Genomic DNA, 19,887 nt, shown 5'->3' with positions numbered 1-19,887 from the left:
TTATTCACGGTGCCCCCCTTTCTTGGCTGGCTTGGCAGTGCGCTGGTGCGCCTGCAGCGCGTTCAGCACGTCGGCGCGTTTTAGGTAAGAGCGGCCACCGATTTTGTGATACGGGAGCATTCCGCGCCGCTTCCAGTCATGAATGGTGGCCGGGCACACATCGAGTAATGTAGCCGCGTCCCGCACGGTCAGCAGCTCCGGGCCTGCAGCCTCTGACGTTTCCGCTGGGGCCGGCCCGTGGGCACTTACCTCATGTCTGATAATTGCTCTCAGGTCATCTAAGAGCTGGGAGTAAGATACTCCAGTGGTTAGGATGGTTTGCATGGTACATCATGCCCGCCGGGGTGTTATCCGGCTGGGATGATCGATGCAAAGGGACGCCACCTAACGGTACCTTATAGGGCACTCAAAACAAAGAACTATAAGTGCCAATAGACTACAGTAAACCGGCCTGTTTCGCCTTCCATGCAATAACCCAATCGTAAGCCTTGGTAAACTGCTTTTCAAAGGCTTTACTACGTTGGGTGTGATGCCCTTTCATTGTATATCTGGCAGTCTTGGCAACAAGTGTGGTTTGATAGCACTCCCTAAATACACTTGCCCATTTGTCAGGATACAGAGTTCTTTCCGCAAAACCAAAATCTTCTAATACTCTATATGCTGCTGTGAATCCACTCACTTTTCCTCTAGCTTTTCCTGCATACCTAATGGCTGTCTTATTTACACTGTCAATTACTTCGAGATGTATCAGTAAGCTATCCAGATCTGACTTTTTAAATACGCCTATTAAAAGTTTGTCTATTTCAATTATATCATATGTTTCATCGGCAATAGACAATATATATTTATCTCTATAAGCTTTGCAAATATTGATCACATGATCAGTTAAGCTTTTTTCGAGTCTATAAGATTTTACATTATTAAGTGTTTCATTTAGAAACATTTCTCCATAACTTTTTGAATTTTCGTATGCCGAGAAAAATGCTATACCAATCAGTTGCGTTAAGCGAATTCCTCTAAGGGCCTTTACCCCTATTGTTAGAAGCATAGCATTAACAGCAGGTGAAACTATGCTATCTGACTTTTTAATGTTGCTTCTAGACAGCTCAACGAATGAATTGTACTGAAATTCATCTATAAAGCTTTTGCCCGGCCTCTGTTGAATATGGTTGTAAACATAAGTGCCGAGTATACTAGCTACTTGGTTAAAGTCGAAGCCTTTGAAATTTGTTAAGCAACGCTCTATTTCTTGTACAGGGTCTTTGCTTAAAATAGAGGAGTGAGGGGGAATAGGGGAATAGGTGTCTACTATGCACGCCTTTTTTACAGGCGCTATTTGTCTAATACTAGTAGAGCAAGGATTGTTTTTAGGAATTGCTTCAAATTGCTTTGACATGACGAAATCGAATTAATTTATACTGCTAACTTCAAATTGGTTGGCATTTCATACACGCGGGCAAACTCCCTTTCTACTGTTTGCTCAGTAATATTCACGTATCGTTTAAATGACTTCCAATCACGGTGCCCGGTAATCTTCATTACCAGTTCCGGCCGAAGCCCCCTTTCCAAGCTTAGCGTTACAAAGGTGCGGCGGCCGGTGTGGCATCCTAGCTTCTGCCACTTCGGGAGGGTAGTGCTTTCACGGTTGCCGCCCCGGTAGCGAATAACCTCTACCGGATCGGTTATACCCGCCCGCTCTCCCAGCTCTTTCAGGTAGTCGTTCAGCTTCTGATTGGATACCGCCCGTATCTCGCCTGCAATCATCCGGCCCACTATCGGGAGGGCGCGGGCCTGCAGCGGAATCGTTACTGTTTCGCGGGTCTTTTGCGTGGTAAGGCGTAGCGTCTGGCCGCGAAGATGCTCCGGCCGGATACTCACCAGATCGGAGTAGCGGAGGCCAGTGTAGCAGCTCAGCAGAAATAGGCCGCGGGCATTGTCGAGGTAGCCGGCTTCGGGTAAGTCGAGGTTTTCCAGTGCCTCTACTTCTTCGGCGGTGAGGGTAATAATATCCGGTTCCTGTCGCTTCCAGGTGAGCCGTTCGTACCCAATGCTGCTGTGGTAGCCCCGTTCGGCGGCCCACTTCATAAAGCGTTTGAGCGTCATTACCTGCTTGGCTACAGTATTATCCGTAAGGCCGGCCGTAGTAAGCAGGTAGGCCGTAAAACGGTCGTTGAATGCAGGGGTAATAGTGTCGAATCCTACGGCATACTTCGCCTTCTTCTCAAAGCCTCGTAGGTGCCGGCCGGTAGTATCGTACACACTGGCACTTCTGGCTTTGCCACGTAGGCGCGCCAATTCTACCCATTCGGCAAAGTAATCCCAGAACTGCAGGCCAGCCGCCGGCGGGGCCGCTGCTTCGGGCTGCAGCTTAGGCGCGGCGGCTTCTTTGAGCTGTGCAGCAGTTGGCACCAGTCCTTGGGCCAGGTATGCCGCGTAGCATTCTTCTATCTGCTTTCCTTGGGTAGATAAAGCAGTGTTAAGAGACGGGTTATCGGGGTAGCCTCTTTCCTGAGCCTTCTGCTCACCTGCCAGCCATTGCCGGGGGTGAATGGAACGCCCGGTGTATACTTTTATTCGGGTGCGCCGGTCAATAGTGAGTAGCGCGAAGATAGCCGTAGGACGTTCCGCCTTCGGCTCCTTCAAATGGAAGGATACGGTTGCCATGGTGAGGGTAAATAGTTGCCATTCCAAAGCTACCAAAAAAATGATTCTCGGGGTACACGCAGGGGTACACACCTGCCGTTTTAACCCGATTAATCCCGACTAATGCTTTCGGGGTACACACATAAAATGCCCATATGCGCTGCAATAGGCCCTTTTTTTAGTGGTATGCTGTCGGTGCTGAATGTGGGGTGTAAGTTCCATCCTCTCTGCATAAAACCCCGCCTGCAAGCTGCAGGTGGGGTTTTTGTTTTTCGGAGGTGCTATATGTAAGTGATGTTCTTTACTTGACCTGCAACGTTTTCTGTGCCGGTTTCAAGCCTGTGGCGGAAACCTTCAATTTCACGGTTCCGGGCGTTTGCTCCGCGCGTAGAATAGCCATTGCGAAGCCGTTGTGCAGCACTTTCTTGGGGCCGGCAAATAGCTCGTCGCTGACATGATTGCCGTTGTCTGCTGCCAGTAAGCGGGCGGCTCCTTGCACCTCAAAGGTAACCTCTCCGGGCGTCGTCATTACTTTGCGGCCCTTGCTGTCAACGGCGTACACTCGCACATATTGAAGGTCCATTCCGTCGGCTTTCCAGGTGGGGTTTTCGGTTTCAAGCTGCAAGCCAACAGCTTTGCCGGTGGTTTCCAGTTCATGCTGAGCTACCACCTTGCCGCCCGTACGGGCAATGGCCGTAATCTTGCCGGGCGTGAAGGGAACGTCTTTCCAAAAGATGGTATTGCGTTTTTTTACGTCGGCCGAGTTTTGCTGCACCCCGACCGATTTGCCATTCACCACTAGCTCTACCTCCTCGGCATTGGTGTAGGTGTAGAGGTTGTACGTTTTCCCGGCTTCCCGATTCCAGTGGTCCGAAATAACCTTCTGGCCCACCACCACATCGTTCCACAGCTTCGATTCGCCTTCGTTGTCGACCACCCCGATATGCACCACCGGTTCGTCCTGGAAAATGCTTTTGGTTAGCCACGCCTGGGGGAAAGGCTCCAGGGCATGGTTGAAAAAGGAGTAGTTCCAGCCTTTCTTGGGCCAGCCGTCAGATTCGCCCCAGTACTCAATGGCACCCCAATACGCTAGGCCAACCATCTTGTCCCGGTCCATGCCGAAGAAAGGGGCAGCCAGCTCATTAGTTACCGCCTCGCTCTGGTAGATAATCATGTCGGGTGCATGCTTCAAATACCGCTGATAGTCGTCCCAGACGTAGTTGAAACTGGCTACATCGGTTATGGTAGCGAGTTCAGGGGGAACTATGTTGCTTTCAATCTTGAAATCCGGGTCTCTTTTGATGATGCCGCCCGCCCGGGCTGGGTACATGGCCACGGTCGTTTTGCGGGTTGGGTCGTAGCGTTTGGCTACCACGTCCATTATCCGGTAGGTGGTTTTGCCCCAATCTCCGGTGGCAAATCCCCAGCGCTCCTCCTGAAACTGTAGCTCATTGCCGAAGCTCCACAGGATAACCGACGGGTGGTTCCGGTCACGTTTTATCCATTCCTTCATGCTGTCGAACCATAGCTCCGTCCAGGGGGCACTGCCGGACCAGGCCACGGTGCTTCCCCATTTGTCATATAGCTCGTCCACGACCAGAATACCTTTCTCGTCGGCCAGATCGAAAAACGACTCGGAATAGGGGTTATGTGAGGTGCGGATGTGGTTGAAGCCAAAGGCTTTGAGCCGGTCCATCATGCGGGCAATTGACGTGGAATACGCCGCCACGCCGACCGCACCCAGGTCATCATGATTGGCCACGCCTTTCAGAAATACCTTTTTGCCGTTCAGCCGTAGCCCGAACTCCTTGGAAAACTCCACGGTGCGGATGCCAAACCGCTTGGTGAGCTTATCTACCACCTTGCCGTTTAGCAATAGGGAAACTTCGGCCGTGTAGAGAGCGGGCGTTTCGCAGGACCACAGCTTCGGAGTAGCAATAGTGGCCGTTGGCAACGAAACTTCAACGGTAGCCAGTTTCGATTTCTGGGGCGCCAAGGTTTTGGTTTCCGCTACCTGCTTTCCATCAGGCGAGAATATGCGGGTAGTTATTTCCAGCGGGTACTGCTTGTTTCTGATTCCTGCCACTTCCACCTGCACTCTGACTTCGGCCGCCTGCGCCGAAATGCGGGGCGTGGTTATGAAAATGCCGTGCCGGGCAATTGAAACGCTGTCTTTTACCACCAAATGCACATCCCGAAACAGGCCGCCCCCCGTGTACCAGCGGGAGTCCCCGTTTTCACCCGTCGAAGCCCGGACGGCCACCACATTGTCGGTGTCGTAGCTGAGCACGTCGGCTATGTCGGCTTCAAAGCCCAGATAGCCGTAGTCTGTCCCGCCGATTTTTTTGCCGTTCAGCCAGACCTCCCCGTTGAGCATGATGCCTTCGAAATCGAGCAGGATGCGCTTGCCTTTCCAGCGGGCATCCGCTTTGAACGTTTTGCGGTACCACCCGACGCCCATCGTCTTGAACCCACGCCCGCGGCTGGCCGCTTTATCCCAGGGCTGCTCAAACTGAAAATCGTGCGGTAAATCCAGCTTGCGCCAGTCTTTATCATCAAATGTCAGTAGTTGCGCATTCGAAACATCACCCGCTTTAAATTTCCAGCCAAAATTAAAAAGCTGGTTTATTCTGATTGATTCTTTATTTCCTTGTGCACTAAGTGATGTTGCGCAGCAAGCAGAAATTAAAATAGAAAGTAAAATAGCAGTTGTTGCCTTATGCATCTTTACTACATAAGGCAGTACCTGCAAGCGTGCGAAGGACATGAGGGTGGGCATGGGGCTGGAAGGTGGAAGTTGAAAACCGGTGCACTACATGCGGGCAATCCGGTTGCAGAAGCGGGAAATGCTGGCCGCTGAGAGGTACAGTAGACCGTAGTGCAGGCTCATTCTACCGGCTTTGATGAAGCTAAGAAAGCCCGGGACTTTTGCACCATGGTCAGCACTGGTCCGCGCCATAGCCGGGATACAAGCCAAAAGTATTCATTGGCTTTTCCGGAATAGCTACGCCACCCTGAGCAAAGTTTGTTCAAAACAATGAACAGGTTAATATTCTGTAAATCAATGAATAATGTACTGGGTATAATGCTGTGAACAGCATCGTTAAGCTCCTGTACTTGGTTCGTATGGTCGTGCAGGAAGTCCAGCGCCTGGTTTGAGCAGGGGCCTGTAGCTATTGTCTGAATACAGGGTATGAATCCAGGACCTGGACTAGTAGGGTGCCGCACGGAGTAGCCCGGCCAGACCACGCCCGCCAGGACTAACAGGTACAGAACGTCAGGTACGGGAAGCCGGGGTATGCGCTAGAAACGATATAGTACTTTCCCGTCGAGGGCAGTTAAGCGGCAATTCTTGATAAATCCATTGCCTTCAAATTCCAGGAACAGGCCTTTTATTTCGCCCAATGATTTTTTGTAGGGGCCGGTAAATAGTAGTTTGTCATTTACTAGCAGCGAAACGTGCTTGTTTTTATTAACCAATTTCACCGTGTTCCACTGATCCGGATTAATCACAAATTGCGAAAGGTTTATTTTATTGCCCCGGAAATTCTGCTCGCTAACAACATTTAATATCCGGTAGCTACAGCCGGGGCTTGCCAACTTAAACCGGAGAATGTTCTTCAGACCGGTTATCTGAAACTGGCTGCTACGGCAGTAAATCCGTTTTCCCTGCGCTTCATTTTTAAAGGTTGCTTCGAATACAAAGTTGTCCGGGCTACTCGCAACGGGCGTGAAATTGCAGAGCCGGGTAAAAAAGGGGCTGGTGGTGTCCAGCCCAATGTTGTGCAGCTCACGATTCGCAATATGGAACAGGCTATCCGGCCCGCTTCGGCCCGCTGGAAAGGCGTAGTAATGATTGGGCAAATCCTGTGGCCGATTGAAGCCTAAGCCAAGCCATCCGTCGGAGCGCACCAAGACCTTGGTCGTGGAAACGGTGTCTTGCCGATTCCGCAGCTTCACCGTAAATACGCCGGGGTACAAGTAGTTATGCGCAATGTTTTCCTGGTCCGGAACCACGTAAACCATTGCGGATTTGTCGCCGAAATCGACGAACAGACTATCCCGCTCAGCAGGTGCTTGCAGGCGAAAGAAAGCGGTAGCAGGCAGCACCCCTTCTACATCGGTCAGCGTGATTCGGCCAGCGGGCTGGGTTCTAGGCCAGAAATATGCCAGGGTGAGTATTCCCAGTAGCAGTAGGAGAGTAGCCGCAACGGCTAACGCCACCTTGGGATATTGTGAGCTTTTGGAGGTAGAGGTAAGTACAGTTTCCGCGGCTACCACCGGTGCAGGTTCGACAGCCGGAACAGCCTCCGGAATTGCAGACGATTGACTGCTTTCCGGCGTAGAGTAGCCCCCAAATTTTTCGAGAGCTTCAATAGTGGCCTGTTGGGGCAGGTAATCATCCTCTACCGCTACCTTCCCGAAAATCCGTTTGAGCGTACTCGGGCTGATGTTGACTTTGGTATCACGCAGAATTTCCTGGCTCAGCTCAACAAAGTCACTGTGCGTCCAACTACTGGCTGCCCCACGTCCGAAAAGACGTTCGCAGGAGTTGACAATAGCATTCAGCTTCTCTTTCTTATTCATCAAACAAGTATAAGCCAAAAGCGAGGGCACTTGGCTAATCTGCTTATAGGCATTGATGCGGAAGTCTATAGCAGCCACCAGCACAAACAGCGGGCAGATGAGGACAGGAAGTAGGATGGGCATTTAACCTACCTACTGAGCCGGTCGCCGAGCCACCTTATCGTCTGGAAGCCCGTTTAAAGCCAACTATGAAACGACCCCACGTAATCTGCCACATGATGTCCTCGGTGGACGGAAAGATTCTGTCTGCGAATTGGAAAGACAAAGAGCTGACCACCACCTACTCCGGCTACTTCGAGAAATACCACGACACCTTCACTAGCCAAGCCTGGATGTGTGGGCGCGTAACAATGGAGCGCGACTTTTCTGGCGGCGTGCAGCCCGACCTGCAACCTGCCCCGCACCCCATTGCTAGGCAGCCCTTCATCGGAGATGCTGGCGCCACTTCTTTTGCCGTGGCCGTAGATGCGCACGGCAAGCTGGGCTGGGACAGCAACACCACCGGCGGCGACCATATCGTGGAGGTGCTCACGGAGCAGGTCAGCGACGAGTATCTGTATTACCTGCAGCGTCGACGCATTTCCTACCTGTTTGCTGGCCGTACAGAAGTAGATTTCGCCTCGGCCCTGGAGCAACTGGCGGCGCTATTTCCCATTGAAACGCTGATGTTGGAAGGCGGTGGCCACCTCAATGGCTCCCTGCTCAACGCCGGCCTGATCGACGAGTTGAGCCTCTTGCTACTGCCCATTGCCGATGGCACGCTCCAGTCGCCGACCACATTTGAGGTGAGCGACTACCTGCGCAAAGGTCCGGCCACGCGCCTGCACTTAAGCGAGGTGCAGCAACTCGACAACGACGTGGTGTGGCTGAAGTACCGTTTCAAAGCTTAATAAAAGCGGATTTGCTGCATCCGGGCGAGTAGCTCACTCCGGCTGCTGGAGGGCTGGGGAGGGCACGGCTGGTGCGGTGCGCAGCAATACATAGCCGATGCCGCCGGCCAGCAGCGACGCCACCAGAATGGCTGTTTTAGCCACCACTTCGCCCTCCGATTTTTCGCCCAGTGCCAGCAGCGTGATGAAGATGGACATGGTGAACCCAATACCTGCCACGACGCCCACGCTCCACAGATGCCGCCAGGTAATGCCTGCGGGCAGCGTGGCCCAGCCCAGCTTAGTGGCCAGCCAGGCCAGCAAGCAGATGCCTAGTGGCTTGCCTACCAGCAGCCCTACTATAATGCCCAGCCCCAGTGGCGAAAGCAGCTGCCGAAACACGGCCGGCTCAATAACGAGGCTCGTATTGGCGAAGGCAAACAGCGGAATGATACCAAACGATACCACGCTGTGCAGGCGCTGTTCCAGCCGCTGGGCGGGCGAGCTGACAGCTTCCGACAGGGCCTCCAGCTCCTCGCTGATAGTGCGCGGGTCAGTGGTGCCGGCGTGCGCCTCTTCTTGTATGAAGGCGAGCCGGCCTTCCAGCAGGCGCAGCAGTGCCGCCCGGCTATGCCCGATGCGCGAGGGAATGGTCACAGCCAGCATTACGCCGGCCAGCGTGGCGTGCACCCCCGATTTGAGCATGAAATACCACAGCACTGCTCCCAGCGGCAGATACAAAAGCAGACTGCGTGCCCCCATAATATTGAGCATGCCCAGCATTGCCCAGATACCTAAGGCCATGAACAGATAGTTCAGCAGCAAGTCCTGGGTGTAGAAAAGGGCAATAACAAGCACTGCCCCCAAATCATCGACGATGGCCAGGGCCGTGAGGAATACCTTAAGTGCCAGCGGCACTCGTGGCCCCAGCAATTGCAGCACGGCCAGCGCGAAGGCAATATCGGTGGCCATTGGAATCCCCCAGCCGCCTGCCGTAGGTGTGCCTTGGTTGAAAACGGTGAACAGCAGCGCCGGCACTAGCATGCCCCCCAGAGCGCCGGCAATGGGCAATGCCGCCTGCTGCAGCGAGGCCAGCTCGCCTTCCAGCACTTCGCGCTTTATTTCAAGACCTACAATGAGGAAAAACACCGTCATCAGGCCATCATTTATCCAGTGCAGGAGGCTCTTTTCCAGCACAAACCCGTTGATGGCGAGGCGCAGCGGGCTTTCCCAGATAGCCGGAAAATAGCGAGCCGGCCCCCAGTCTACGTTAGCAAGCACCAGTGCCAGCACACTGCTTAGCAGCAGCACAATACCACTGGCCGCCTCGCGCCGGAAAAACTCGGAAAAAGGCCGCACCAGCGGCTGCACAAGTCGGGTTAATGCCATAGTATGAGAGCAGAAGGCGCCGTTACCTCAGCCGACCGGCTGCACTCGGCAGTGCGAAACAGGGGCCACGGCGTGCACAGACCGGAATCAGGGCTAGCTCAGGTCGATAAAGAACGTGGTGCCCTGGTGTTCCTGGCTTTCCAGCCAGATTTTGCCCTCGTGCAGTTCCACAATTTGCTTGGTGATGAACAATCCCAGGCCGGTTGTGGTGTCGCCGTAGAGGCCGGGGCGCGAAGCGGCCGTGAACTTGTCGAAAACATGAGGCTGCAGGTCCTCCGGAATGCCCAGGCCCGTATCCTGAACTATCAGGCGCACATGGCCATCATGCTGCTGCAGCCGCACCTGAATCTTACCGCCCGTGGGCGTAAACTTGAAGGCGTTGGTCAGCAGGTTGTCGAGGATACGGCCAAACTTATCGGCGTGGATGTTGGCATGAATGGACTCGGCGGGCAATTCCAGAACCAACTCTATTCCTTTTTCCTGCGCTGCTACCCGAAAGAGAGTAAGGCGCTCATCCAAGTAGGCTCCTAGGTCCGTGCGGTGCTTTTCAAGCCTGTCAGCCTCAATCTGGCCCAGGTAGAGCACGTCTTTTAGCAGCACATTAGCAGCCTCACAGGAGCGCTCCATCAGGGTGAGTAACTCCTGAATGGTTTTCTGGTCGTTGCCGGCAGCGGCCTGTACCGCTGGCTCTAGCCGCAGCAACTCAATCAGCATCTGCAGGTTGTTGATGGGGCTTTGCAGGTCGTGGGCCGCTAGATGCAGAATGGTTTCCTGGGCATCGTAGAGGCGCCTGTGTGAAATCTCCAGACTCTTGCGCTCCGCAATGTCTTCCAGGGTCGTATAGCCCAACTCCGCGCCATCATCGGGGAATAGAACCGATGTGATGCGGCACCAAAACGAGGAACCGTTCTGATGCACCAAGCACGTTTCTAGTGTGAAGCTGGGCTCTTTATGCGCCCACAAACGCTCCTGAAGCTTCTGCCAGTCGGCAATGTGGTCGGGGTGAGCAAACTCCAGGATGCGACGACCTACCAAGTCCTTGCCGCTCTCAAAGCCCAACATGGTGGCCAGCGCCTGGTTGGCTTGCCTGATAACCAGATCGGGGGTAATTATTTTCTGGCCTAGCGGCGAGTTCTCAAACACAGTCCGGAAACGTTCCTGTTTTTGCGCCCGCTCAGCGGCAGGTTGCTCCTTCAGTTGGGCAACTTCCTCCCGTAGTGCGCGGTTTTCCGCTTCCAGAGTGCTGTATTCGGCCGAAGAAGGAGTGCGGGATGAGGACATAACAGAACGAGTAGCCGCCGACGTACTGGGGTGTAGCCGGACTACCCAGCCGCAAGTTGCACAAAAGCCAGCGGCTGGCGTCTGCTATCGGTTCCGGCGCAACAGTTTGGGCACGCTGCGCAGCAGCAGCAGGGCCACCAGCCCACTTACGGCCACCAGTGGTACCACCGAGCCCCGGATGGGCCGGAACCGGGAGCGGCCTTCGGTCAGCTCGATGTAGCCGATGGGAGTGAGGGCCATGCCTGCGCCGCCGCCCGAACCTTCTCCTTCGGACACTTTGGAGCCGCCTCCACCCCCAAAACCGTAGATGGCCCGCGCCACCGGAATCACCGTGACGCCGTTCCGTTCTACGGGTGTGCCAAAAATGGTCTGGGCACTGGCGGAAGCTCCTAGTTGCTGGGCCAGGCGCTCAACCAGCGAAGAGGAAGGAGTTGTGGTAGAATCGAGAGTAGGTGTCATAGCAGAAGCGAGGAATGGTAGGCAGCAAGGTAAACAAACGGAGCGGCCGGCAGCCCGAGGCGGTGAGCCGTTCTGCTCTAAAACTCCACAATGAAGCCAATGGTAGGCAGCACGGTGGCGTCGTCGTCGGCAAGAAGGACGGGTACCGCGTTGGAGCCGTTGGCGAGGATGGGCTGGCCGTCGGTGGTGATGAAGGCCGAGTTGTCGGGGGTACGTTGAAAGGTGTAGTTCGGTACCGCAGGATTCTTGATCAGGAAGGCGTTCTGCAGGTCAATGAACAGGTCGATGGTGACGCGGCGCAGGTTGTACTTCTTATCAACGCGGAAGTCGAACTGCTGGTAGCTGCCCAGCCGCTCGGTGTTCAGGCGGGCATAGTCGGGCACACCCTGCCCGATGGTGAGGTAGTTCTGCTGCGAAGTTGCCAGATCGAATGGCGTGTAAGGCGCGCCGCCCGCAAAGCGGTATTTCACGCCCGCTTCCCAGCCGCGGCTGAACTTGCGGCCCAGCAGGGCCGAAGCCAGGTGGCGCGTGTCCCAGGCCGAGGGCTTGTACACGCCGTCGGTGCCCGTAAACTCGCTGCTGAACAAGGTGTAGGACGCTACTGCAAACCAGTTGTTGGTGAGCTTCTGCTGAAAGAAAAACTCGCCGCCGAAGGTCCGGCCCTTGCCGGTGCTCGTCACGGCCTCATTGCCCAGGGCCGCGAAGTCGCCGCCCAGGTTGGCCAGCGAAATACCGTCGCGCACGCTCACTGGGTAGTGGCTATACTGCTTCCAGAAGCCTTCCACGGTAAAGCGCGTGCTGGGCGCGGGCAGAAATTCTAGCCCTGCTACGTAGTGCGTGCTCCCGATGTAGCGGTTGCGTTTGTTGACGAACTGGCCGCTGGCGTCGCGGAAGCCGAGTAGGGTGGAAGGCGGAATTTTGTAGTAGCGCCCAATGCTGGCGTTCAGGTTCCAGCGCGAGGCCAACGCGTACGAAGCCGACACACGGGGCGAGATGGTGCGCAGCAGGTTGGCGCCGTCCTCGGTGAAGGAGTTGCCATCGGCGCGCACACCAGCCGAAAGCGTGAGCCGGTCGTCGGGCAGGAAAGGGCGCGTGACCTGGGCAAACGCCCCGAAGCGGGCAAAGCTTAGGTCGGACTGAAAGCGCACATCCACGGCCGGCTGCTGCACCGTGCCGTCGGGGTTGAGCACTTCGCGGCGCAAACGGTTAAAGTAGCGGCTGTCGAACGTAATCCACTGGCCCACGGCCCCGTAAGCATACTGCCACTTGCCCGCCGCCCGGTTTACATCCACGCGTAGCTTGTTTTCTGTCTCGCCCGAGCGGGTGAGCAGGTTGCGGCGGCTCTCGTCGTTGCTGAACTCGGCGCCGCCTTCAAACCGATTTACCTGGTTGTCGAGCTGCGTGCGGCTCAGCGCCACGTTCAGGTAGCCGCGTTCCAACAGCTGCCGCAGCGACACGCCCACCGTGTAGTTCCACTGGTCGATGGAGGGCGTGTTGCGCAGAATGTACTCTTTCTCCAACGACGACTTCTTGGGCACGGCTACCTCGAAGTGGTCCAGCGCCCCCAGGCCCAGGGCCGTGATGGTGGTTTTGGGCGAGAGTTTGGTGGTGACTTTGAATTGCGCGTCCCAATAGTTGGGCCGAATGGGTAGGTCGATGGCCTGAAATAGTAGTTGCAGGTAGGAGCGGCGGACCGAAGCCAGAAACGTGGTGTTTTTGGCCAGCGGACCTTCCAGCGTGCCCGCCACCTCGGTACCACTCAACCGCACATTGCCCTGCACCCGGTCGGGGTTGCCGTCGCGTTGCCGGAACTGCAGCACGCTGCTCAGGGTGTTGTCGTAGCGCGCTTCAAAGGCCGAGGAGCTCAGCGTTACATCCTCAATAAAGCTCACGTTCAGCATGCCCGTAGGCCCGCCGGCGCTGCCCTGGGTCTGGAAGTGGTTGATGACTGGCACTTCAATGCCGTCGAGGTAATACACGTTTTCGTTGGGGGCGCCGCCCCGGATAATGATGTCGTTGCGGAAGCCAGCCGTGCCGCTGGTGCCGCCGCCACCCACGCCGGGCAGCACTTGCACCACCCGAGAAATATCGAAGTTGCCGCCGGGGTTGCTCTTGATTTCCTCCACGTTCAGGCGCTGCACACTCAGCGGAGTTTCGGGCGTAGCCACCCGAATGGCGCGGTTGGCCGTTACCTGTACCTCACCCAGCGCCTGCGCCGACGGTACCAACTCCAGGCTCACGATGTTGGAGTTGCCGGAAGTGATGCTCACGTTGGCCCGCAACAGCGGCTCATACCCAATGAAAGACACGCGCACGTTGTAGCTACCCGTGGGGATACCAGTGAGGCGGAAGCGGCCCTGCTCGTCAGTGGCGGTGCCTAGGCTAGTGCCTTCCAGCGCCACCGTCACGCCGGGCAGCTGTTGCTGCGTGTTCCGGTCGCGCACGGTACCGCTGAGTACACCGGTGCTTTGTGCTTGCACCGGCCCGGAAGCCACAATTAGAAGAAGAAACGCAAGGAGGTAGCGAAGCAGCATAACCGCGAATTTAGTTGGGTATCGTACGAACATAGACCGTATTAGTATGTTTTAAAAAGTAAAAAGTATTTTTTCATACTTCATTCAGGTATCTTGTTTTACTTTGCTTTTCATGGCTTATACCTTATTAAAGCAGCTTCTGGAGCAGTTAGAACAGTTCGAGGAGCTGGGCCGGGGAGGGACAGGCAGTTCTGCCCCTAATTTGGCTGGCTTTGCTGCTTGGCTCTACGGCCGAACTGCGGCGCCGCCGGAGCCGCGCGGGCCATCTGCACCAGCTACTGTGCCGTCTATGCCGCCGGAAGCGGAAATCGGTAAGCTGCTCATCTTTCTTACTCGCTACGCCCGCTCTTATATCCGGCTGGGGCTGGCGGGCACGCCACTGCTCACCCCCGACGATTTCGCCTATCTGGCCACCGTAATGGGGCACCAGCCAATTTCGAAAACCGAGCTGATTGCGCGCAATATCCACGAAAAGGCCACTGGCACGGAAGTCATTAAGCGGTTGCTAGCCCGCGGGCTGGTAGCCGAACAGCCCCATGCCACCGACCGGCGCAGTAAACTTCTCACCATTACGGAGGCGGGTGGCGCGGTACTTGGGCAGGTTTTCGGGCCAATGGGCCAAGCCTCCCAGCTGATTGCCGGCGACCTGACCCGCGCTGAGCGAATTCAGCTACTGTACCTGCTGCAAAAGCTCGATGCCTTCCATCTGCCCATTTTCCAGGGGGGCCGCGCCGGCAGTTTCTCCGACCTGCTGCAGCATCTGCCGGATGATACTCCAGCTGCATAGCGCGCCCCGCTTTGCGGCTCCTAGAAAGCAGGGTAGCTGGCTATAGAACAGAAACCCCCGCTTTCCATAAGGAAAGCGGGGGTTTCTGTTCTTAGCGTAATGGTTAGCGACGGTCGTCGTTGCGGTTTCCGTCGCGGCGCTCATTCTTATGCGCTTCATCCCAGCGGGCCTTCTCTTCGGCAGTCACTTTGTGGTTCTTTTCGTAGCCGTAGTTGAAGTCTTTGCCGTCTTTTCGGTCACCCTTCTTATCAGCCTTCGACGCATTTTTACGGGCTTCCCAGCGGGCCTTTTCTTCGGCCGTTAGTTGGCGGTTTTTGTCGGCGGCCGGACGGTTGGCAGGTTGCTGGCCGGTCTTGTGCGCTGCTTCCCAGCGGGCTTTTTCCTCGGCCGTTACTTTGTGCTTCTTGTCGTAGCCGTAGTTGAAATCTTTGTCTTTGCGGTCGTCGCGGCGGGCAATGTCCTGGCCGGGGCTGGCTTGGTGCGGAGCGGCAGTTGCAGCGGTAGTCAGCAGCAAAGCAGTGGCGAGGGAAAGGAGTGCGTTTTTCATGATAAATGAGATTACAGGAGAAAAAAATGAGTTGTAGCGCCGGGTTTCGCCCAAGAAATGCGGCGTCCGGTAGCTGCCAGCGGTAGTGCAAACCTGCAGCCGAAACGGCCGGTATCGAAATGTGCTAGACCGCCTTACCGCAACACGCCGACCAACCCACCGGAAACCCCGACCAACTCTGTTTTCCGGCTTTGGGAGGGCGCACACCAGTTGGCCGATGAAAGCTCCGGGCCGGTCGATAGATTCTGGCGGGCAGTCGGGCGGGCTGGTTTGGGGCGGCGGCATAGGTTAGGTTTGTACTTCCTCTTTTACCACTTGCCTGATGGTTTCATTTTCGTTTCGGCGTATTCTCACTCCTCTGATTCACGTGCTGTTGTGGGGCGTATTCGGCCTGACGCTGCTACTGTTTCAGCCGTTTGCCGGACGCGTGGTGCTGCCGCCCCAGTTCTGGGTGAAGCAGGCGCTGGTGTTTGCTATGTGGGTAGCCGCGTTCTACTTCACGGCTCGCGTGAGCGTCCCGCGGCTACTATTTCGGGGGCACGCCGGGTGGTTTGTGGTGGTGGTGCTCGGAACGGCCGTAGCGGTTACGCTGCTTACTCAGGCCCTTGAGTCGTGGCTGAATCTGCAGGCCCTGATGGATCAGGCCCTGCATCAGGGGCAGGGGCCGCGGCGTCCCGGCGGCTTCGGTGGTCCTGGTGGACCCGGGGGCGGACCGCGCCGGCGTTTCGATGCCATGAGTATGCTGATGACATTGCTGGTGCTGGGCATCAGCACCAGCATTACGGCAGTGCAGAAGTGGCAGCACGATGCCAGGCAGCGGCAGGAGCTGGAGCAGCAGAAGGTAAGCTCCGAACTGTCGTTTCTGAAAGCTCAGATCAATCCGCACTTCTTCTTCAACACCCTCAACAACATCTACGCGCTGACTTTACTGGATGGTGATGCTGCCCGCGTGGCGTTGCACACCCTCTCGCGCATGATGCGCTACGTACTCTATGATACCACGGCCGGCACCACGCCGCTGAGCAAGGAAATTGCGTTTTTGCAGGACTACGTGACGCTTATGCGCCTGCGCCTCACCGACAAGGTGGAAGTGACGCTGGAGCTGCCGGAGCCCGTACAGGAAGTGCCGGTAGCGCCTATGGTACTGCTGCCTTTCGTGGAAAATGCCTTTAAGCACGGCGTTAGCGCTACAGAGGCGAGCCACATCCGTATAGCCGTGCGGCAGCCAACCAGCGAAGTGCTGGAACTGGAGGTCCGCAACTCGCGCTTTGCTACGCCTGTGGCCAGCCTCGAAGAAAGCAACGGCATTGGGTTGGTAAACACGCGCCGCCGTCTCGATTTGCTGTATGCCGGCCGCTACACGCTGCTTGTCACCGACCCTTCTGCTCCCGACCCAGAATTCCGGGTGCATCTTACGCTGTCCGTAGCCCCCTTCGCATGACCGTTCTGAACTGTATAGCCGTTGATGATGAGCCGCTGGCGCTGGGCCTGGCCTGCTCGTTTATCGAAAAAACTCCTTTCCTCAACCTGGTAGGGCGCTACAGCAGTGGCGTAGAGGCTCTGCAAGGCCTCCACGAACACCCGGGCGGGGTAGACCTGATTTTCCTGGATATCCAGATGCCCGACCTCAATGGCATGGAACTGGCGCGCACGCTGGACCGAGGGCAGCCTGGCACCGGACCTCGCATCATCTTCACCACAGCTTTCAACCAATATGCGCTGGATGGCTACCGCGTAGATGCGCTGGATTATCTGGTAAAGCCGTTCAACTACGAAGAGTTTTTGCGGGCTGCCACCAAGGCCCGTGCCTACGCCGAGCGGGGCCAAAGCGTAGCGGCACCCGTGCCGGCTCCTGCCGCCGCAGAAGAGGAGTTTCTGTTCCTGAAAGTAGAGTACCAGTTGGTGAAAGTGGCCCTGAGCGACATTCTGTATGTAGAGGGCCTGAAGGACTATGTGAAAGTGCATCTGCACAGCGCCCCACGGCCGCTCTTGTCGCTGATGAGTCTGAAGTCCATCGAAGAGAAGCTGCCCGCCCGGCGCTTCATGCGCATTCACCGCTCGTTCATTGTGGCCCTCGACAAGATAGAATCGGTGCGACGCCTGACGGTGCAGATTGGCCCGGCCACCATTGCCGTGAGTGACCAGTACAAAGAAGCTTTCCTGCAGTTTCTGAGCCGCTGGACCTGACTGTAAAGGATGAATTTGCATAGCAAGCGGCCCAAAATGGGCCGCTTGCTGTGTTTCTGGCCCTATCGAAACGCTTAGACCGACCGGCTAAATCAGGCCGACTGTCTAGGGAATGCGGGCAATGGCCGACTGTGCTGGTAGCCGCCGAAAGGGGAGGGTAGGTTTGAATCGTGAGAGTTGAGAGCCAGGCAAGGCTGGAGCGCTGCAACGCTTTGGCCCTGCTTTCAGCTCCCCAACTCAGTATCCAACCTAACCATCTATGAAAAACCTGTTTTCTGCAGTACTGCTGCTGCTGGCTGCACTCAGCTTCACTTCCTGCTCCACCGATGATGACCCCGAAGTGGCTGTGCTGGGCGTCTGGACCGGCCGCTCGCAGTTCGAGGGCCTTGCCCGCAACGCAGCCGTCAGCTTTACCATCGGCGACAAAGCCTACGTAGGCTTGGGTACGGACGGCGTTGATAAGTTGAACGACTTCTGGGAGTACAACCCCACCACCAACACCTGGCGGCAGCTAGCCAATTTTCCGGGAGTGGGGCGGTATATGGCCGTGGCCTTCGCGGCGAATGGCAAAGGCTATGTAGGTACCGGCTACGATGGGGTAAACAAGCTCCGGGACTTCTGGGAGTATAATCCCGGCACCAACCAGTGGACGCAGAAAGCTGATTTTGGTGGCTCGGCCCGCTATGGCGCCGTCGCCATGACCATTGCCGACAAAGGGTATGTAGGCACCGGATTTGATGGCAACAGCAAGAAGGATTTCTGGCAGTATGACCCGGCTGCCGATATCTGGACGCAAAAGCCCAGCTTCGGGGGCAATAAGCGCCTGGGGGCGTCGGCCTTCAGCATCGGAGGCACAGGCTTTCTGCTGCTGGGCTCCGACAACGGCACCTACCAGACCGACGTGTGGGCCTACGACCCCGCTGCCGAGCAATGGACACAGCGCCGCGACTTGGTCTATTACGATGATGACAACGACGACTACGATTATGACTACAGCGCCCTGGTGCGGCAAAATGCCGTCGGCTTCGTGGTGAATGACAAAGGCTATGTAGCACTGGGTAACCATAACGGTAGCTTGACTGACTGCTGGGAATACGACCCCACGGCCGATACCTGGACCGTGAAAACAGCTTTCAGCGGTGCCAGCCGCACGTATGCCTGCGGCTTCTCGCTGAACAACCGCGGCTACATTGCGCTGGGCCTCTCCGGTACCACGCGCCTCGACGATTTGTGGGAACTGTCGCCAGAGGAGGAAAATGACTAAGCGCCTCCGTTACGCCGGTACTCGTGTCTGGAATAGTGGGCTGGCGCTGCTACTGCTGTGCCTAGCGGCCTGCACCGAAGCCACGGGCATCGGCGACGATCTTCCTTCGCCCAATATTGCCACGGGCACCTTTTATACTGATACCCTCACGGTGCGCACCAGCACGGTCCTCACCGACTCAGTTGTGTCCTCAGGTACTGGCTACCTACTGACCGGGCGCTACGTGGATGCGCGCCTGGGTACCATTGTGGCCCGCGGCTTTCTGCAACCGGGGCTGAGTTCAGCCTTCCAACCGACTCAGACTATGGTGTATGACTCGCTGGTGCTGGAACTCACCGCCGACTCATACCGCTACGGCGACACTACCCGCACGCAGCAGCTGGCCGTGCACCGCCTGCAGGAGCCTTTCCGGACCGGCAAAACCTACTACACGCGTGATGCGCTGGGCTATGAGGCTACGGCCCTGGGCAGCCGCACTTTCCGGGCCCGGGCAGGGCTGGGGAGCTTTCGGATGCGGCTGGCCGATGGGCTGGGGCGGGAGCTGCTACAGGCTGGCCAAAGCGGCCAGCTGATGACCACCGACGAGCTGCGGGCCCGCCTGCCTGGCCTGGCGCTGGCCCCAGGAGGCGCCGACAATGCCTCGCTGCGTTGGGCTGCTGCCGCTACACTACACCTCTACTACCACGACCCCACCGACCCTACTGTGGCCATTACGGAGGATTTTTCGGCCGCTGGTTCTAATGCCTACTTCTTTCAGCTGCAAGCCGACCGGAGCAGCACGGCGCTGGCCTCACTTACGGGTACACGGCAGGCACTGGCCAGTGCTGCTACCGCCGAGGAAACATATATCCAGGCCGGATTGGGCCTGCGAACCAAGCTGGAGTTTCCGTACCTACAGCAGTTGAAGGATTTGGGCGGCACCATCATCGTCAATAGCGCGCAACTGCGGCTGGAGGTTGTTACCAGTACCGAAAGCCGCTTTTTGCCGCCACCGGCCACTCTGGTTCCGCGCCTGACCAGCCGGGCCAACCAAAGCGGGGCCCTGTTTCTGAACGCCGATGGCAGCACGCTCACCGTGGCCTACCAACAAGATATATCGGCCCGTACCGGGTTGCAGCAGGGATTCTATGCCCTGAACCTGACGGCATACATGGAGAGTGTGCTGCGCGGGACGCTGGAAAACAACGGCATCCTGCTCAGCGCCGAAGCCAGTACCGTAGAGCGTGTGATACTGGGCTCAACGGCAAATACAGCGCATCCGCTCCAGCTAAAAGTCTACTACTCCCGTATTGCGCCGTAAGCCTGCCGTAAGACTTCGGCAGCTTCTCAACAAGCTGCCG

Annotated in this window: 16 protein-coding genes; 6 read left to right on the top strand and 10 right to left on the bottom strand. The window is 56.6% G+C overall.

Going from position 1 to position 19,887, the window contains the following annotated elements; genetic code table 11:
* From H4317_RS12480 to H4317_RS12460, 5 genes are all read right to left on the bottom strand, one after another.
* On the bottom strand, window positions 1-324 hold the full coding sequence (locus H4317_RS12480) for a helix-turn-helix domain-containing protein (RefSeq protein ID WP_185886927.1): 324 nt from the start codon (window positions 322-324) through the stop codon (window positions 1-3).
* A gap of 112 nt (window positions 325-436) precedes the next feature.
* A complete protein-coding gene (locus H4317_RS12475) occupies window positions 437-1,396 on the bottom strand; it encodes a hypothetical protein (protein ID WP_185886926.1) in 960 nt (319 codons plus the stop codon).
* A 17-nt stretch (window positions 1,397-1,413) separates the two neighbouring features.
* Window positions 1,414-2,664 carry a site-specific integrase gene (locus tag H4317_RS12470; RefSeq protein WP_185886925.1) on the bottom strand — a complete coding sequence of 417 codons (1,251 nt, stop codon included), beginning with the start codon at window positions 2,662-2,664 and terminating at the stop codon, window positions 1,414-1,416.
* A 280-nt stretch (window positions 2,665-2,944) separates the two neighbouring features.
* Window positions 2,945-5,104: a glycoside hydrolase family 2 TIM barrel-domain containing protein gene (locus H4317_RS12465; RefSeq protein WP_490707431.1), complete on the bottom strand. Its 2,160-nt coding sequence runs from the start codon at window positions 5,102-5,104 to the stop codon at window positions 2,945-2,947.
* 842 nt (window positions 5,105-5,946) lie between these two features.
* The gene (locus H4317_RS12460) at window positions 5,947-7,353 is read right to left on the bottom strand and encodes a hypothetical protein (protein ID WP_185886924.1); all 1,407 of its coding nucleotides are present in this window, start codon (window positions 7,351-7,353) and stop codon (window positions 5,947-5,949) included.
* A gap of 65 nt (window positions 7,354-7,418) precedes the next feature.
* Between H4317_RS12460 and H4317_RS12455 the strand changes: the two genes are divergently transcribed.
* Window positions 7,419-8,120: a RibD family protein gene (locus tag H4317_RS12455; RefSeq protein WP_185886923.1), complete on the top strand. Its 702-nt coding sequence runs from the start codon at window positions 7,419-7,421 to the stop codon at window positions 8,118-8,120.
* Window positions 8,121-8,153: 33 nt separating this feature from the next.
* Here the strand turns inward: H4317_RS12455 and nhaA are convergent, their stop codons facing one another.
* From nhaA to H4317_RS12435, 4 genes are all read right to left on the bottom strand, one after another.
* Complete coding sequence (gene nhaA / locus H4317_RS12450) at window positions 8,154-9,488, bottom strand: Na+/H+ antiporter NhaA (RefSeq protein WP_185886922.1); 1,335 nt, start codon at window positions 9,486-9,488, stop codon at window positions 8,154-8,156.
* A 93-nt stretch (window positions 9,489-9,581) separates the two neighbouring features.
* Window positions 9,582-10,769 (bottom strand): PAS domain-containing sensor histidine kinase, encoded by a 1,188-nt coding sequence (locus H4317_RS12445; protein WP_185886921.1) that lies wholly within the window; start codon window positions 10,767-10,769, stop codon window positions 9,582-9,584.
* Between the two features lie 84 nt (window positions 10,770-10,853).
* The gene (locus tag H4317_RS12440; protein WP_185886920.1) at window positions 10,854-11,228 is read right to left on the bottom strand and encodes a spore germination protein GerW family protein; all 375 of its coding nucleotides are present in this window, start codon (window positions 11,226-11,228) and stop codon (window positions 10,854-10,856) included.
* A gap of 77 nt (window positions 11,229-11,305) precedes the next feature.
* A complete protein-coding gene (locus H4317_RS12435; protein ID WP_185886919.1) occupies window positions 11,306-13,762 on the bottom strand; it encodes a TonB-dependent receptor in 2,457 nt (818 codons plus the stop codon).
* A gap of 112 nt (window positions 13,763-13,874) precedes the next feature.
* Here H4317_RS12435 and H4317_RS12430 point away from each other — a divergent pair, with 112 nt between their 5' ends.
* Window positions 13,875-14,549 carry a MarR family winged helix-turn-helix transcriptional regulator gene (locus H4317_RS12430; RefSeq protein ID WP_185886918.1) on the top strand — a complete coding sequence of 225 codons (675 nt, stop codon included), beginning with the start codon at window positions 13,875-13,877 and terminating at the stop codon, window positions 14,547-14,549.
* 103 nt (window positions 14,550-14,652) lie between these two features.
* Here the strand turns inward: H4317_RS12430 and H4317_RS12425 are convergent, their stop codons facing one another.
* Window positions 14,653-15,096, bottom strand: a complete 444-nt coding sequence (locus H4317_RS12425) for a hypothetical protein (RefSeq protein ID WP_185886917.1) — start codon at window positions 15,094-15,096, stop codon at window positions 14,653-14,655.
* Between the two features lie 322 nt (window positions 15,097-15,418).
* Between H4317_RS12425 and H4317_RS12420 the strand changes: the two genes are divergently transcribed.
* The 4 genes from H4317_RS12420 (at window position 15,419) to H4317_RS12405 (ending at window position 19,847) form a co-directional block, all read left to right on the top strand.
* Entirely contained in the window at window positions 15,419-16,537 is a 1,119-nt protein-coding gene (locus tag H4317_RS12420; RefSeq protein ID WP_185886916.1) for a sensor histidine kinase, read from the top strand.
* Window positions 16,534-17,283, top strand: a complete 750-nt coding sequence (locus H4317_RS12415) for a LytR/AlgR family response regulator transcription factor (RefSeq protein ID WP_185886915.1) — start codon at window positions 16,534-16,536, stop codon at window positions 17,281-17,283. Before H4317_RS12420 ends, H4317_RS12415 begins: the two co-directional genes overlap by 4 nt.
* Before the next feature lie 259 nt (window positions 17,284-17,542).
* Window positions 17,543-18,547, top strand: coding sequence for a Kelch repeat-containing protein (locus H4317_RS12410; protein ID WP_185886914.1), 1,005 nt, complete (start codon window positions 17,543-17,545; stop codon window positions 18,545-18,547).
* On the top strand, window positions 18,540-19,847 hold the full coding sequence (locus tag H4317_RS12405) for a DUF4270 family protein (RefSeq protein ID WP_185886913.1): 1,308 nt from the start codon (window positions 18,540-18,542) through the stop codon (window positions 19,845-19,847). The genes H4317_RS12410 and H4317_RS12405 overlap by 8 nt, the downstream gene beginning before the upstream one ends.
* Window positions 19,848-19,887 lie beyond the last annotated feature (40 nt).

Source organism: Hymenobacter sediminicola (genome assembly GCF_014250515.1).
Taxonomy (GTDB): Bacteria; Bacteroidota; Bacteroidia; order Cytophagales; family Hymenobacteraceae; genus Hymenobacter; species Hymenobacter sediminicola.
Note: the sequence above shows the minus strand (reverse complement) of the source record. Positions and strands in the feature narration are given on the sequence as shown.